This window comes from Borreliella japonica (assembly GCF_900099615.1).
Classification (GTDB): Bacteria; Spirochaetota; Spirochaetia; order Borreliales; family Borreliaceae; genus Borreliella; species Borreliella japonica.
Genome location: NZ_FMTE01000003.1, coordinates 46,974 through 62,358, shown reverse-complemented (window position 1 = coordinate 62,358; position 15,385 = coordinate 46,974). Strand labels below are relative to the sequence as shown.

At 29.3% G+C, this 15,385-nt stretch carries 15 protein-coding genes; 7 read left to right on the top strand and 8 right to left on the bottom strand.

Annotated features, from left to right (window positions below):
• The first annotated feature begins 29 nt into the window (after window positions 1–29).
• Window positions 30–413, top strand: coding sequence for a methylglyoxal synthase (gene mgsA, locus BLO14_RS02480; RefSeq protein ID WP_091972410.1), 384 nt, complete (start codon window positions 30–32; stop codon window positions 411–413).
• A gap of 42 nt (window positions 414–455) precedes the next feature.
• Here the strand turns inward: mgsA and p22 are convergent, their stop codons facing one another.
• Window positions 456–1,043, bottom strand: a complete 588-nt coding sequence (gene p22 / locus BLO14_RS02475) for a lipoprotein P22 (RefSeq protein WP_091972408.1) — start codon at window positions 1,041–1,043, stop codon at window positions 456–458.
• A gap of 122 nt (window positions 1,044–1,165) precedes the next feature.
• Here p22 and BLO14_RS02470 point away from each other — a divergent pair, with 122 nt between their 5' ends.
• Together BLO14_RS02470 and BLO14_RS02465 are read left to right on the top strand one after the other, a co-directional pair.
• A complete protein-coding gene (locus BLO14_RS02470; RefSeq protein WP_091972406.1) occupies window positions 1,166–2,542 on the top strand; it encodes an aminopeptidase in 1,377 nt (458 codons plus the stop codon).
• Window positions 2,543–2,553: 11 nt separating this feature from the next.
• Window positions 2,554–2,832: a PTS transporter subunit EIIB gene (locus BLO14_RS02465; RefSeq protein WP_091972404.1), complete on the top strand. Its 279-nt coding sequence runs from the start codon at window positions 2,554–2,556 to the stop codon at window positions 2,830–2,832.
• 21 nt (window positions 2,833–2,853) lie between these two features.
• On the opposite strand, the gene BLO14_RS02460 is transcribed toward BLO14_RS02465, so the two are convergent.
• From BLO14_RS02460 to BLO14_RS02435, 6 genes are read right to left on the bottom strand one after another with little or no spacing between them, the layout of a single operon-like run.
• Entirely contained in the window at window positions 2,854–3,912 is a 1,059-nt protein-coding gene (locus BLO14_RS02460; protein ID WP_091972402.1) for an NAD(P)H-dependent glycerol-3-phosphate dehydrogenase, read from the bottom strand.
• A gap of 17 nt (window positions 3,913–3,929) precedes the next feature.
• Window positions 3,930–6,224: an AAA family ATPase gene (locus BLO14_RS02455; protein WP_200780483.1), complete on the bottom strand. Its 2,295-nt coding sequence runs from the start codon at window positions 6,222–6,224 to the stop codon at window positions 3,930–3,932.
• Between the two features lie 10 nt (window positions 6,225–6,234).
• Complete coding sequence (gene tyrS / locus BLO14_RS02450) at window positions 6,235–7,452, bottom strand: tyrosine--tRNA ligase (RefSeq protein WP_091972398.1); 1,218 nt, start codon at window positions 7,450–7,452, stop codon at window positions 6,235–6,237.
• Complete coding sequence (locus tag BLO14_RS02445; RefSeq protein ID WP_091972396.1) at window positions 7,449–8,786, bottom strand: glycine--tRNA ligase; 1,338 nt, start codon at window positions 8,784–8,786, stop codon at window positions 7,449–7,451. The genes tyrS and BLO14_RS02445 overlap by 4 nt, the downstream gene beginning before the upstream one ends.
• 17 nt (window positions 8,787–8,803) lie before the next feature.
• Window positions 8,804–10,276: a glutamate--tRNA ligase gene (gltX, locus tag BLO14_RS02440; RefSeq protein ID WP_091972394.1), complete on the bottom strand. Its 1,473-nt coding sequence runs from the start codon at window positions 10,274–10,276 to the stop codon at window positions 8,804–8,806.
• A gap of 12 nt (window positions 10,277–10,288) precedes the next feature.
• Window positions 10,289–11,056 carry a hypothetical protein gene (locus BLO14_RS02435; RefSeq protein WP_091972393.1) on the bottom strand — a complete coding sequence of 256 codons (768 nt, stop codon included), beginning with the start codon at window positions 11,054–11,056 and terminating at the stop codon, window positions 10,289–10,291.
• A 125-nt stretch (window positions 11,057–11,181) separates the two neighbouring features.
• Here BLO14_RS02435 and pdeB point away from each other — a divergent pair, with 125 nt between their 5' ends.
• Genes pdeB through BLO14_RS02415 form a run of 4 tightly spaced genes read left to right on the top strand, consistent with a single transcriptional unit; the run spans window position 11,182 to window position 14,699 of the window.
• Window positions 11,182–12,318: a cyclic di-GMP phosphodiesterase PdeB gene (gene pdeB, locus BLO14_RS02430; RefSeq protein ID WP_091972391.1), complete on the top strand. Its 1,137-nt coding sequence runs from the start codon at window positions 11,182–11,184 to the stop codon at window positions 12,316–12,318.
• Between the two features lie 22 nt (window positions 12,319–12,340).
• Window positions 12,341–13,054 (top strand): 5'-methylthioadenosine/adenosylhomocysteine nucleosidase, encoded by a 714-nt coding sequence (locus BLO14_RS02425; protein ID WP_091972389.1) that lies wholly within the window; start codon window positions 12,341–12,343, stop codon window positions 13,052–13,054.
• Window positions 13,051–14,229 carry a methionine adenosyltransferase gene (metK, locus tag BLO14_RS02420; RefSeq protein WP_091972387.1) on the top strand — a complete coding sequence of 393 codons (1,179 nt, stop codon included), beginning with the start codon at window positions 13,051–13,053 and terminating at the stop codon, window positions 14,227–14,229. The genes BLO14_RS02425 and metK overlap by 4 nt, the downstream gene beginning before the upstream one ends.
• Window positions 14,226–14,699, top strand: coding sequence for an S-ribosylhomocysteine lyase (locus tag BLO14_RS02415; RefSeq protein ID WP_091972767.1), 474 nt, complete (start codon window positions 14,226–14,228; stop codon window positions 14,697–14,699). The genes metK and BLO14_RS02415 overlap by 4 nt, the downstream gene beginning before the upstream one ends.
• A 10-nt stretch (window positions 14,700–14,709) precedes the next feature.
• Here BLO14_RS02415 and BLO14_RS02410 read toward each other — a convergent pair whose 3' ends face one another.
• Complete coding sequence (locus tag BLO14_RS02410; protein ID WP_091972385.1) at window positions 14,710–15,372, bottom strand: hypothetical protein; 663 nt, start codon at window positions 15,370–15,372, stop codon at window positions 14,710–14,712.
• Window positions 15,373–15,385: the final 13 nt, after the last annotated feature.

The window sequence follows — 15,385 nt, the reverse complement described above, 5'->3', positions numbered from 1 at the left end:
ATTTTACATTGAAAAAAGGAATAAAGTTAATGGGAAAAAAAATAGCATTAATTGCACATGATAAAAAAAAGGATGATTTAGTAAATTTTGTCAAACAAAACCATCTCTTCTTATCCAAATTCAAGCTTATTGCAACAGGAACAACAGGGTACAGAATCCAACAAGCTACTGATCTTGCGATTATTAAATATAAATCGGGCCCCATGGGAGGAGATCAGCAAATTGGAGCTGAAATAGCTGAAGGAAATGTCTTGGCTATATTCTTCTTTAGAGATCCCCTAACAAACCAACCTCACGAACCAGATGTGTCGGCTCTCATTAGGCTTTGCGATGTACATAATATACCGCTTGCAACTAACATAAAAACAGCAGAAATTTTAATAAAAGGACTTGAAATCTCGATTTCAAAATAGGCTTTAATTTTAAATTAAAGCCTAAAAAATCAAGAATATAAATTAATTCATTGTCATAGGTGAAATTTTTTCAACACCGTCGATAATATAATTAATAGATTCAAGGAAAGTTTTAGCATCTGAATTATTCTCATCAACTGTAACTTCCAATTTTGAATTTTTAATATCAAGATCTTTAAAAGTGCCAATAAGATCACTTTGCGCACCATGCAAATTACTATTTATAATCTTTTTAAAATCCGAGGTAATTCCAACAAAAATAAAAGCTTCTTTTCCAGAGATATTAATTGGGGCCTCTCCTGCGTAAATATTGTCATAAAGATAAACTATCAACTTTGCACCCTCTTTTGAAGGTATTGTTTCAAAGTATCCATCTTTTTCAGAAAAATATAAAACCTTTATATTTTTCCCCAATTCTTTTCGATCATTTTTTGAATGAACTACTCCCATAGCATGAAAAATATGACCAATAGTATGCTCATCTATTTGAGAAGCATCATTGAGTTTAGAAGAGTTATCCACTTCTTGCTCCTCAACATATTCATTTGAACTGTCTTTTGAGGTACACGCAATTATTAAAAAAAATAAAAACCCTACTAAATAGTTTTTCAAAAAACCATTTTTATACATAAAATTCTCCCTTATAATTTATTTATAATATTAAAATTAAAGGTAAGTTTACAATAAATAATTTATTTTGTACACACTTTAAAAACAATTAAAATGCTAAAATGAAATAGGAGGACTTATTAATGAAAAAACAAAATCCATGGATTTCTTTAAGCAAAGAAGAAAAAAATCAAATTTTCAATTTTTCTGAAAGTTATAAAAAATTTATAAGTAAATTTAAAACAGAAAGAGAAGTTACATCCTATGCCTTAGATAGAGCAAAAAAAAGGGGGTTCCTTAACGCTGAAGAAAAACAAAATTTAATGCCCGGCGATAAAATTTTTTACACCTGTAGAGAAAAATCTGTTGCTTTTGCTATTATTGGCAAAAATCCTATTGAAAATGGAATGAATTTAATTGTTTCTCATACAGATTCACCAAGACTTGACGCAAAACCTTCACCAATCTCTGAAGAAAACGAACTTACATTTCTTAAAACCAACTATTACGGGGGAATAAAAAAGTACCAATGGTTATCCACACCCCTTTCAATAAGGGGTGTGATATTCTTAAAAAATGGAGAAAAAGTTGAAATCAATATTGGTGACAATGAAAACGATCCTGTATTCGTAATTCCCGACATTTTGCCTCATCTTGACAGAAAAATACAAAGGAATAAAAAATCAGACGAAATTGTTGAAGGAGAAAATCTAAAAATTTTAATTGGAAGCCTGCCAATTGAAACAAAAGAAAAAGATAAAGTTAAACTAGCAACTCTGCAATTAATAAAAGAACAATACAAAATAGAAGAAGAAGATTTCGTATCATCAGAAATTGAAATAGTGCCTGCAGGAACAGCAAAAGACATTGGATTTGACAAAGCGTTAATTGGTGCTTACGGACAAGATGACAAAATCTGCGCTTACACCTCGCTAGAATCCATATTTAATCTTGAAGAGATTCCAAACAAAACAGCTATTTGCTTTCTTGTAGATAAAGAAGAAATTGGCTCAACAGGTTCAACTGGACTAGACTCAAGATATCTTGAATATTTTGTTTCTGACATAATCTTTAAAATTAAAAAATCGGAATACAACAATCTTCAAGTCCAAAAAGCTTTATGGAATTCAAAAAGTATTTCTGCTGATGTTTGTGCAGCAATAAACCCACTATTTAACTCAGTTCATGACGAACAAAATGCTCCCAAACTTGGCTATGGTATACCCATAATGAAATACACAGGACATGGTGGAAAAAGTATGGCCAGCGATGCTGATGCCGAGCTTGTTTCTTATATTAGACAATTATTAAATAAAAATAATATAGCCTGGCAAGTAGCAACACTTGGAAAGGTAGAAGAAGGAGGAGGGGGAACTGTTGCCAAATTCTTAGCTAGATATGGAATAAGAACAATAGACATGGGACCTGCTGTTATAAGTATGCATTCTCCAATGGAGATAACTTCTAAATTTGACTTATACAATGCTTACTTAGCATACAAAGCTTTCTACAAGGAATAAAATTATTAACTATGGCAGACTCAGAAAAAACAAATAAAATCAAAGTAGCAGAGCATATTGTAGAATGCTTTGGGGGAATCAAAAATATTAAAAACATACACAAGGACATAACAAGAATAAAAATTTTAGTAGACAGCAATTCTTTAGTCAAAAGAGATGATTTAACAAAAAATGACAACATAATAGGAACTATTAAATCTAATGAGCTTACAGAAATTGTAATGAATTTTGAAATAATAGAAGATGTTTATAATAAAATTTTATATATGATGAATGAGCAAAAACAATAAAGCCTCTAAAGAGGCTTTATTTTACTGTATAATATCTCTCATGTGTTCAATAACAGATTTAGACTCCAATTCTTTATTCAAAATTCTATATATAACACTTAACAAGCTATTGGAATTAATATCTCGATTTAATCCTTTTAAAAGGGAAAAAATTGATTTAGTAGCCAAAACTCCCTCTGGTAAATACCCAATTTTTTCAATATTACTTATTAAATCATCTATGCTAAAAAAGCTTTCTAAAATGTTTTTACTAACAATTTCATTACCAAATCGTCTATTTCTTCCAAACTTGCTTCTACAAGTAACATCTAAATCGCCAGAACCAGACAAAAATAAAAAAGTTTCAATATTTCTTCCCCCAAGCTCTATTGCAATATCTTTCATATTATTTAAAGATATTGAAAATAAAAATGATTCTGTATTACTACCTATCAAATTAGGATAATTTAATTTATACGCATCTAAAATTCCAAATGCAATTGCAAACACATTTTTTAAAGCTGCTGCTATTTGCACCCCAAAAACATCATTGCTATAAAACAAAGAAATTGAAGTCTTACTAAATAAATTAATAAATAAATATGCATTTTCTCTGTTATTGCTAGCTGCAACAAGTCCTGTTATTACACCAAGCCCAACTTCCTCAGCATGACTTGGACCAACAATATAAGTAATTTCATCTTTATATCCTTTAATAATTTTTTCAGCGGTTTCAATAACTGTATTAGTTTTCCCATTAAAAGCAATAAACCCTTTTGTAAGTATTGCTAATTTCGGCTTTATCTTTAAAGAATGGAAAAATTGATCCAACTTTTTAAAAATATCAACAGTAAAAAGAGAAGGCGTTGCAATGAAAATGTAATCAGACATCGTTGCAACTTCAAACAAATCTGAACTTGCAACTAAATTTTTTGGCAATTTAATTCCCTTTAAATATTTGGTATTAACATTATTATTATTAATACTATTCTTAACATCTTCTTCAAAAGACCACAAAAAAATATTAAAATCAAATTTATCTGCCAAAGACTTTGCAATAGCCGTTCCCCAAGCGCCTGCTCCTATTACTGATATTTTCATAAATACTCCCTATAACCTTATAAAAACTCATATTTTATTGTTTCATCTAAATAGATTTTTATTTTACCAGAATTTTCAATTTTCTTAAAAAGAATTTCATCTATTAAAAGCTTTCCCACTTCTTTGAATATGAACTTTTTAACACTTTTTAATCCATAACCCTTTCCATAAATCTTTTCCCGAATATAATCAACAACACTTTTTTCAAAAAAAACATCAAATTTTCTATCTCTTAATATCCTTGCAAAACGATTAAGCTCATTAAAAATGATTTTTTCAAAACCTAACTCATCAATAGATTGAAACACAAAAACATAATCTATTAACTCTAAAAATTCATTAGGAAATCTCTTCTTCAATGTAAGATCAAAATGATTTTCTCCTGCCATTTTATTTTTAAAGCCAATACCATTAAGCTCATTACTCTCAGCATTGATACTTATTATTATTAAACTTTCTGATAAGCTTACCTTTTTCCCAAGACCATCAAAAAGTCTGCCCGTTTTAAACCCCTCCAAAAAAAAATCTAAAACCCTTTTATTACATTTATCAAAATCTGATAAGAAAATAATAGAATTAGAAGATTTGTTCAAAAATTTGAAAAATCTAGTAGATTCATAATACCCTTCATTACTTAAAACAGGACCAATCAATCTATCAAGAGAATTAAAATCGCTATACTCGCTCATATTAAGACTAAATTTCGGAATTTTAAACTCTTCTGATAAAATATCTGTCAATTTGCATTTTCCTGCTCCAGAAGCACCAATAAAGACAAATACGCCAATAGTACTTCTGTTGGCAAGCATATTAAATTTTAATAGTTTGATATTTAATATCAAATCAAATACCAAACCATCTTGTATAATAAGCTCTTTTTTTATTCTATTTTCTAAATTAATTAGTAATTCACTATCATACTCTTCAAAATTAAAAATATTAGAGCCAACAACAGACTTAATAAAATCACAAACATCATCTTTTGTTATTATCCTTTTTATGTTTTCAAGCTTAAACTTAGAGCCTAGTTCATCCAAAATATCAAAAGCTTTATCTGGAAGAAATCTATCTTTAATATATTTTTGAGACATAACAATGCAAGTTTTTATTGCCTCATCTGTATATTCCACATTATGATATCTCTCATAATCTTCTTTAATCTCCTGCAAAATATCATAGGTGTCGTCAAAATTAGGCTCTTTAAGCTCTATGCTCTGAAACCTTCTCATTAAAGCCTTATCTTTTAAAAAAAATTTTCTATATTCATATTCTGTAGTAGCTCCAATAAATTTGATTTTTCCCAAAGTAAGAATAGGTTTTAATAAATTAGAAATATCCATACTGCCAAATGAAGTGGCTCCTGCACCTACTATCATATGAATCTCATCAATAAAAAGCATAACTTTTTTTCTTGTATTTAAAAAATCCAAAACTCTGTTAATTCTACTCTCAAGATCTCCTCTATATTTAGTACCCGAAATAAGCCTACCAATATCGAGAGAATAGATTTCATACCCCATTAAATCCCTTGGAACATTCTCTGTTTTTATTTTATATGCAAGACCTTGAATTAATACTGTTTTTCCAACACCAGGTTCTCCAAATAAAATAGGGTTACTTTTATGCTTCCTAAGTATTACTTGGATCAACCTAGATAATTCTTGCTTCCTGCCAATTAAAGGCTTGTGCTTCAAATCCAAAGCATCAATAACATTTGTTAAAAAATTACTAATGGAGTCTTTATTTTCTAAAAAAACATTATTTTGATCCAACTTATCACGATTATCATCAAAAATGTGGAAGCCTCCTTTATTTTTTGGCGCATTATGGTGAATATATTCTGAAATTAATTCACTATCATGACCTGAATCAGATCTAGTATTTAAAGCCAAATGATCATGAACTTCGATAAGTTTGTCAAAAATAGTCAAATTAAACCCTGAGTTAAGCAAAGTATCTAAAATGCTATTTTTTCTTTTTTTGACAAGTACCCACAATAAATCTTTTTCTTGTATTTTATAAGGTTTTTTATAAAAAAAAAGAGTACTGATTATATCGTCATACAAATAATCCATACTAGAAACATAATCTGGAATATAATTGTCTCTTAGGGGGAGCTTGCCAAAAAATTCTACCAGCTGTTTATTAAGTTTATAAGAGTCAATTGTACACAAATTAAGTAGTTCTTTAACTTTGTCGCTTTTAATCAAGCCGTAAAAAATATGTTCTTCTGTAAAAACAAGATGCTTAGACTCCATGAAAAACAAAAACGTGTTAAAAAACAAACAATTTAAAGTTCTTCTGTCATACATTCAAAATCAACTATAAAACAATTCGTAAAATTTTTTTTTTACCTACCCTTAATTCAATTTCATTGTCATTAAAATCCTCTCTAGCAAGACAATGATTCTGATTTTTCACCCTTTTACCATTGATATAAACTCCTCCAGAATTAATTAACCTTCTGCCTTCTGACTTACTAGGCACAATTTTTGAATCTAGCATTAAATTAACCAACAATACCTTTTCTTCTAAACTAGAAAAGCTAAATTTAAAAAATGGAATATTACTTCTATCGCCACTTCCCCTAAATGCAGCAAAGGATGCCTCTTGAACTTTCAAAGCTTCCGCTTCTCCATGAACAATTTTAGTTATCTCAAAAGCTAAAATCTCTTTAGCTTTATTTAAAGAATTTCCCTTAAAATTTGAAATTAATTCAATCTCATCTTCTTCTAAAAAGGTAAAAAGATATAAAAAAGTTTTAACATCAGAATCTGAAGTATTTCTAAAATACTGATAAAAATCATAAATACTGTAAAGACTAGAATCAAGATAAACAGCGCCTTTTTCTGATTTGCCCATCTTTTTCCCATCACTTCTTGTAATTAATGGGAATGTAAGCCCAAAAGCTTCTACCCCAATTTTTCTTCTAATCAAGTCAACACCCGAGACAATATTCCCCCATTGATCATCACCGCCAATTTGAAGTCGACAATTTTTAATTTTATTAAGCATGTAATAATCATAAGACTGCAAAAGTTGATAATTAAACTCAATAAATGAAAGTCCAAAATCCAGCCTTCTTTTATAAGTTTCAAAGCTCAACATGCGATTGACAGAAAAATGGATACCAATATCTCTTAAAAATTCAATATAATTGAGATTATCTAACCAATCTGAATTATGAATAAAACATCTTGAACTAAACTTCGTTATTCTTTGAAGTTGATTTTTTATTGACAAAGCATTATTGCTAATCTCTTCTGAATATAAAATCTTTCTCATTTCGCTTCTCCCAGAAGGATCGCCTATTCTTGTTGTAGAATCTCCAATCAAAACAATTGGTATGTGACCATGTTGTTTAAGATGCATCATTGCTAAAAAAGGAATCAAATGACCAATATGAAGAGAACTAGATGTCGCATCAACTCCTGCATAAAAAACTATTTTTTCACTATCCATTAAATCGCTTAAAACTTTTAAAGATGTACACTGTTTTAAAAATCCTCGCCTATGTAAAAGATTTAAAGCAAGATTCATTTATTAAAATCCTCTTTGTAATTCAAAATCTCTGTTTTAATGTATGAATATAAATCATTAATAAGAATTCTCTTCTGAGTCATATTGTTTCTTTCCCTAATAGTCACTGTTTCGTCCTCGATAGTGTCGTAATCTACTGTTACACAATAAGGAGTCCCTATTTCGTCTTGACGTCTGTACCTTTTGCCTATTGTTCCACTATCATCGTAAAATATATGAAAATCATCACAAAGTTCTACATAAATCCTTCTAGCAACCTCAACAAGCTCAACTTTTTTAACAAGAGGAAATATAGCAACCTTGTAAGGAGCCAGCTTGGGATGCAATCGCAAAACAATGCGCTTGCCTCCTTCTGAAAGATCTTCCTCAGAATAAGCATCACAAAGAACCATTAAAACAGACCTTGTAAGCCCCGCAGAAGTTTCAATAACATAAGGCACATATCTCTCTTTTGTCAACAAATCGTGATATTCAAATATTTTAGACTTGTTAGAAAATTTAGAATGTTGAGTTAAATCATAATTACCTCTATTATGAATACCTTCTACTTCCTGAAATCCAAATGGAAATTCGTACTCAATATCAAATGCAGATTTTGCATAATGAGCAAGTTGTGTTGAATCATGAGCTTTAAACCTTAATTTATCAGGCCTAATTTTAAGAGTTTCTTTAAAAAAATTCATTCTATTTTGCTGCCAATAACAAAACCATTCATCTATTTGATTAGGATGAACAAAAAACTGCATTTCCATTTGCTCAAATTCACAAGTTCTAAATATAAAATTTTTAGTAACTATCTCATTTCTGAACGCTTTACCTACCTGAGCAATTCCAAAAGGAATCTTAAGCCTTGAAGAATCTAAAACATTTCTAAAATTAACAAAAATTCCTTGTGCTGTCTCAGGTCTTAAATAAATCTCACTAGAACTGTCCTCCACTACTCCAATATGGGTCTTAAACATTAAATTAAAACTTTTCGGAGAAGTAAAATTATTCCCGACTTTGCAATTTGGACAATTTTTTGATAAATCAATAAAATCAGCTCTAAATCTACTCTTGCAATCTTTGCAATCAACCATATAATCTGAAAAACCATCAATATGCCCAGATGCACTCCAAACTTCAGGTCTCATAAAAATAGCACTGTCTAAACCCACAATATTTTCATGCAAGTACACCATGCTCTTCCACCACTCTCTTTTTATATTTTTTTTAAGCTCAACTCCCAAAGGACCATAATCCCAAGCTCCAGAAAGGCCTCCATAAACCTCTGAAGACTGAAATACAAACCCTTTTCTTTTTGCAAGAGAAATAATATCTTCCATTCTAACCATAAAAATATCCTTAATAGCTATTCATTTATTCTTAAAAATTCCTGCGCCAATTTTATTCTTTCAAAAACTTTAGACTCGCCTATCAATTTTAAAGAATCGAAAAGTGGCGGAGAGACTTTGCTGCCAAGCACTGCAATTCTAATAGGAAGAAGAATTTCACCCAATTTAAAACCATTGTTTTCAGCAAAATCGTAAAAAATTTTATCATTTTCCTCTGACGACCTTTTTTCAAATCCTTCTAAAATAGGCTTTATTAATTCTAAAATAGAACAAACCTCTTTGGCTGTTTTTTTCCTACTTAAAAACTCATCTAAATTCCAAGATTTAATGTCCTCATAAAAAAATTTGGTCATATTCAAAGCATCACTTAGCTTTTTAATCCTACTCTTTATAAGAGGAACTAATAATTTTAATTTTTGACTCTCTTCTACAGTAATAAGCTTAGAAACATACCCTTTTTTTTGAAAAAAGGGAAGTAAAAGATTAAATAAATCTTCATCTTTTTTTTCTCTAATATAGTAGCTATTGAAAAAATCTAGCTTATGGTAATCAAAAATAGCAGAAGATTTATTGATCTTCTCAATTGAAAAAAATTGCTCAAGGTCATTTTTTGAAAAAAATTCTCTCTTATCATCGTAAGACCAACCAAGCAAAGTAACATAATTAATAATAGCTTCTGGAAGATATCCATCTTCGATAAACTGCCTTAAAGCTGTCGATCCATGTCTTTTGCTTAATTTTTGACCATCATTTCCCATAACCATTGGAAGATGACAATAAATGGGTGGCTTCCATTTAAAAGCCTTATAAAGAAGTATGTGAAATGGACCTGAAGAAACCCACTCTTGAGATCTTAATACATGAGTAATTTTCATTAAATAATCATCAACAACATTAGCAAGATGATAAGTCGGCAGTCCATCTGACTTGAGGATTACAGGATCAGGACTAATGTCTTTATTCGACCATGTAATCTTTCCAAGCAAAATATCATCAAAACTAGTGTCTCCTTCTAAAGGGATTTTAAATCTGACAACAGGTTTGATTTTTTTAATTAGCGCATTCTTAACTTCCTCATCGCTTAAATTTCTACAATGCCTATCATATCCAGGCGGCATCTTATTAATATTTTGAATTTTCTTAATTCTTTCCAATCTTTCAGGACTACAATAACAATAATAAGCATGCCCAGATTCAATCAAATATTTAGCATATCGCCTATATATTTCACTTCTTTGGGACTGCACATAAGGCGCATAATCACCTCCTACAATAGGACCTTCATCAAAAGAAATACCAAGCCATTTAAGACTTGAATAAAGATCATCTTCAGCTTCTGGAAAATATCTGTTCTGATCTGTATCCTCAATTCTAAGTAAAAACTTACCACCACAAGACTTTGCAAAAAAATAATTAAACAAAGCTGTCCTAATCCCACCAATATGTTGCAAACCCGTTGGAGAAGGCGCATAACGAACTCTTATACTCAAAACACAACTCCTTCAATAAAAAACATCTTTTTTAGAAAAATCATAAATATAATAAAAAACAACAAAAAATAAATTTGAACCAAGTAGCCTTGTATGCTTAGAATCTATCTTATTTTTAAATTTACAATATCGATTTCTAATCTCAATTTTCTTACTTTCAATCAAATCAAAAGATATTTTCGATTTTCGCAATAAATAATAGAAATAAATAGTAAAAATATCATTTTTTAAAAAAAACTTATCTAAAAAATTTACTAACTCTTCTAGCTTTAAATGCTCTTCAAATGACAACATGCTAAGAGCCTCGCAATATTTCACCCACTTGTGTTTACTGTACTTGTAATTTAAAATTAAACTAGAAGCTTTTTCTTTCTCCCTAAAACTAATAAGAACAGAATAAAGCTCTATTATTGTCTTATGTCTTAATTTATTGTCTTTTAAATAAAAATAAAGCTCATCAAGGCTTTTTTTATCTTGTTTTATTAAAATAAACCTAAGAAGAATAGATATTTCAAAAACGTTTTTAAGCTTTTTACGAACCATTTTAAGCTTTAAAAAGGTAAATGTATCTTCCATCCCATTTAAAATAAAATACAATCTTGAAAAAAAATATTGAGAATAAATAACATTAAAAACAATCACTAATAAAAAATAAATTACAATAAATTGGTAATTAAACAAAATAAAGCTTAATTCCATTTGAAATCTTAAAATTGTCAGAAAATAAACAAACAATCCAAGAAATATAATGTTAAAGCCTAAACGTATTTTTTCTACCATAAAAATCTCTTCAAAAAAAGCTCAATTCAAAAATTGAGATATAATAAATACATTATACTAATAGATAGACAATTAATAAATAATATGATATACATGGTTAATGTAGCTTAATTTCAAGGTAATAAATGCAAAATTTTGAAAGCATCATCAAAAATATAAAAAATTCATCATATTTAATAGACAAGGAATTCTTAGTTTGGCCTGAAAATGCATTTATTGGGGACAAAAACATTGAGCTTATTGAAAAATGGAAATTAAAATCATACATTAAAAAAAGAGAAAATTTTTTCAGTGATGATTCTGTTAAAAAAGAATACGAAGAAATACACAAAAAATTCAACGAAGAAGCTATTTCTAGTTATCATGTAATAATAAGCAATTTAGAAGAAATTTATGAAAATTGCAAAAGAAATAAAAAAATATATTACCAAGATATTATGCCCACTGTAAAAAAAGTAATAGAATTTTATAAAAAACAGAAAAAAATTTTTATCAAATATTTTAGAATTCCTAAGCTTTCTGCAAACTATCACATTATTCATTCGGTAAATACGGCCATCCTAACAGTAGCACTTGGTAATGAAATGGGTATAAATAACTACAAAACAGTAGAACTTTGCAGTATTGCTCTTTTACATAAAATCGGATTTTTATTTATCCCTACAAAAATCAGCGAAAAAAAAGAAGCATTGACTGGCGAAGAACTAGAAATAATAAAAAAATATCCTATAATCAGTTATAAAGTAGCCTCAACAAGCAATTTGTCACGATCAATATGTCTAACACTTTTAACACATAAAGAAAATCTGGACGGAACAGGTTATCCTAAAGGTCTAACAAGTGAAAATATCAGCATAGAATCAAATATAATAGGAGCTGCTAGCGCCTATTCTGCTATCATTTTAGATAAAACATACAAAAAATCTTTTAATTCTGGAGCATCTATTATTGAATTAATTAAAGATGCTGACAAAAAATTTGACAAAAGAGTCTTAAAGTTAATAATTAATACAATATCTTCTTGTCCCTTAGACTTTATTGTAGAGCTTAATGACAATTCTATAGCTAAAATAGTAGATATAGATAATTCTAAACCAAATTTCCCATACGTAAATTACATAATAAAAAATGGAAAAGTTGTGGACAAAAATGAGCCTAGCGTTCAGTCTATACCAAACACAAACACAGGAATAAAAAAAATACTCAATCAAAATGAAATAGAACTAATTAAAAATAAACATTCTTTAACAGATAGTATATAAGACGCTCAAAAGGAGAAAAAGCATGATTTTAATCATATCGGCTATGCAAGAAGAATCGGAAGAAATAAACAAAATGATTGACAACAAAGAAGAAATTGTATTAGACAGCTACTTAGAAAATAAAAAAATTTATAAAGGAAAAATTTTGGGAAAAGACGTAGTATCTTTGACTACAGGAATTGGAAAAGTTAACGCAGCAACTTGGAGCAATCAAATTATATCTAAATATAAAATCACTCATATAATAAACTCTGGAAGTTCTGGCGGAATAAAAGAAAACTCTAACCTTAAAATATTAGACATAGTGGTATCCTCAGAAGCAGCATACTATGATTTTGACTTAACCAAGTTTGGACACAAAATAGGACAAGTCCCTAATTTGCCACAAAAATTTAAAGCAGATGAAAAGCTCTTAAAAAAAGTAGTCAATATTGTTGACAAAAAGCTTTTAAACATTGATATCCATATTGGCTTAATACTAACAGGAGATCAATTTGTTGAAAGTGAAAAAAATCTTGAGACAATTAAAAAAAATTTCAAAGATGCTTTAGCTGTAGATATGGAAGGAGCTGCAATAGCTCAAGTGGCACACACGTTTAAAATACCATTCATAATAATTCGTTCAATTTCTGATTTACCAAACAATAAAAACAATCATGTAGACTTTAATAAATTTTTAAAAACATCCTCAATAAATTCAAGCAAAATGACAAAGGAACTTATTAAGCTAATATGAATAAAATAATAGCAGCTAACCAAACTTTAACTTCTGAGGCTGTATCTGAAGGACATCCAGATAAAATTGCAGATCAAATATCTGATGCCATCCTTGATGAAATGCTAAAAGTAGATAAAAATGCAAAAGTGGCTTGCGAAGTCATAATTGCACAAAATTTAGTAGTAATAGCGGGAGAAATAAATAGTCCTGTAAAAAAAAACATAGATATAAAAGAAATTGCTAAAAACATCATTAAAGATATAGGCTATACAAATATTGATTATGGGCTTGATTACAAAACAATAACGGTAATAGACGCGGTTGGCAATCAATCACGTGACATTATAAACGCAATTGAAAAAAAGGGATCTAATACCCTTGGAGCAGGTGATCAAGGGATAATATTTGGATATGCTTGCGATGAAACAAAAAATTTTTTACCAGCTCCTTATGAACTTGCCAATTCAATTCTAAAAAAAGCTAGTAAGCTTAGAAAATCGGGAGCAATAAAGTGGTTGCGACCCGACTCAAAATCTCAAGTTACTATAGAATACGATAAAAACAGAAGACCTGTAAAAATAAAAAACATTATAGTCTCTCACCAACACCATCCAAATATCTCCCAAAAACTAATACGGCAAACAATAATTGAAGAAATTATTAAGCCCACCATTCAAGACAAATCAATACTTGATGAAAATACTACCTATTGTATTAATCCTTCTGGAAATTTTGTAATTGGAGGACCTACTGGAGACACAGGCCTTACAGGAAGAAAAATTATTGCTGACAGTTATGGGGGATTTGCAAGACACGGAGGGGGAGCATACAGCGGAAAAGATGCCACAAAAGTAGATAGATCGGCTGCCTACATGGCAAGATATATCGCAAAAAATATGGTAGCAGCCGGCATTTCCAAAGAATTTGAACTACAACTTGCATATGCAATTGGGATTGAAAACCCAATATCTATTCAAATAACTGCGGGAATAAATGATCCCAAATATGCAAACAAAATATTAAATTTCATTATCAATAACTTCGATTTAACTCCTAACGGTATAATTAAAAAATTAAAACTAAAACAACCCATATATCTTAAAACTTGCACTTATGGTCATTTTGGAAAAAATGAATTCGAATGGGAAAAATTAGATTTTGTAAAAAAAATACAAACGGTGCTAAAAAAATGAAAAAAATAACAAGCTTTACAATAGATCATACAAAGTTAAAACCTGGCATATATGTCTCAAGAAAAGATACCTTTGAAAATGTAATATTTACTACAATAGACATTAGAATCAAATCTCCTAACATCGAACCAATAATTGAAAACGCAGCAATACATACAATAGAACATATAGGAGCCACTTTACTTAGAAATAATGAAGTTTGGGCCGAAAAAATAGTATATTTTGGCCCCATGGGATGCAGAACTGGTTTTTACTTAATAATTTTTGGAAACTATGAAAGTAAAGATCTTGTTGACCTAATATCATGGCTTTTTTCCGAAATTATAAATTTTTCAGAGCCCATTCCAGGCGCAAGCCATAAAGAATGCGGAAATTACAAAGAGCATAACCTTGATATGGCTAAATATGAATCTTCTAAATACTTACAAATATTAAACAATATCAAAGAAGAAAATTTAAAGTATCCTTAGTTCATAAAATTTACAAAATAGAAAGTATATCGCTATCATTTCTTGTTGCCACGTCAAACTGGAAAATAAAGCCCAAGGTTATTTTATGCATTTGATTTAGAAGTAAAAGTTTGTTATAAAAAATAGGAGAAATTGTATATTCCAAAAAAATAAAATCTATATTAATTCTAGCTCCAATATCTAACCCCAAAACAAAATTATTAAATAATTTCCAATTACTTGAACCTCTAAAATTAACTTCAGCACCAATATATGAAAATTTTAAACCTGTAAAAAATATTAAACTAAACATTGGGGTATAAGGTAAAAAGAAATAATTACCATACATCCTCATTGAAACTGAAACATCTTTTACCATGAAATAACTTAGAGAATGATTTAAATATGCTTGATCGTCCAACATGAACATAATCTCTTTGGTATAAGGAGTATAGCTTGGCAAAAATTTAATATCTAAATTAAATTCTCCACCAAATGCAAAATTTTGAGAAACATTAATACCAAGTCCGCTGAAAAATTGATACTTAAGTCTTTCATGGAAGAATAAATCTCGAGTAAAATTATCAACACCGACCCCAACTCCACTGTATACATTAAGATAACCAGGAATTCCTGAATAAATTCTTAATGCATTAAACATAAAAACAAAAAAGAAAAATAAGTTTCTTTTCATAAAGAATCCTTTT

Excerpts from the sequence above, each read along its gene's own strand:
- pdeB (WP_091972391.1), top strand. The coding sequence starts at position 11,182 with ATGCAAAATTTTGAAAGCATCATCAAAAATATAAAAAATTCATCATAT.
- BLO14_RS02460 (WP_091972402.1), bottom strand. The coding sequence starts at position 3,912 with ATGAAAATATCAGTAATAGGAGCAGGCGCTTGGGGAACGGCTATTGCA.
- metK (WP_091972387.1), top strand. The coding sequence starts at position 13,051 with ATGAATAAAATAATAGCAGCTAACCAAACTTTAACTTCTGAGGCTGTA.
- BLO14_RS02410 (WP_091972385.1), bottom strand. The coding sequence starts at position 15,372 with ATGAAAAGAAACTTATTTTTCTTTTTTGTTTTTATGTTTAATGCATTA.
- mgsA (WP_091972410.1), top strand. The coding sequence starts at position 30 with ATGGGAAAAAAAATAGCATTAATTGCACATGATAAAAAAAAGGATGAT.
- BLO14_RS02465 (WP_091972404.1), top strand. The coding sequence starts at position 2,554 with ATGGCAGACTCAGAAAAAACAAATAAAATCAAAGTAGCAGAGCATATT.
- BLO14_RS02435 (WP_091972393.1), bottom strand. The coding sequence starts at position 11,056 with ATGGTAGAAAAAATACGTTTAGGCTTTAACATTATATTTCTTGGATTG.
- BLO14_RS02415 (WP_091972767.1), top strand. The coding sequence starts at position 14,226 with ATGAAAAAAATAACAAGCTTTACAATAGATCATACAAAGTTAAAACCT.
- BLO14_RS02470 (WP_091972406.1), top strand. The coding sequence starts at position 1,166 with ATGAAAAAACAAAATCCATGGATTTCTTTAAGCAAAGAAGAAAAAAAT.
- p22 (WP_091972408.1), bottom strand. The coding sequence starts at position 1,043 with ATGTATAAAAATGGTTTTTTGAAAAACTATTTAGTAGGGTTTTTATTT.
- tyrS (WP_091972398.1), bottom strand. The coding sequence starts at position 7,452 with ATGAATCTTGCTTTAAATCTTTTACATAGGCGAGGATTTTTAAAACAG.
- BLO14_RS02445 (WP_091972396.1), bottom strand. The coding sequence starts at position 8,786 with ATGGTTAGAATGGAAGATATTATTTCTCTTGCAAAAAGAAAAGGGTTT.
- BLO14_RS02455 (WP_200780483.1), bottom strand. The coding sequence starts at position 6,224 with ATGTATGACAGAAGAACTTTAAATTGTTTGTTTTTTAACACGTTTTTG.
- BLO14_RS02425 (WP_091972389.1), top strand. The coding sequence starts at position 12,341 with ATGATTTTAATCATATCGGCTATGCAAGAAGAATCGGAAGAAATAAAC.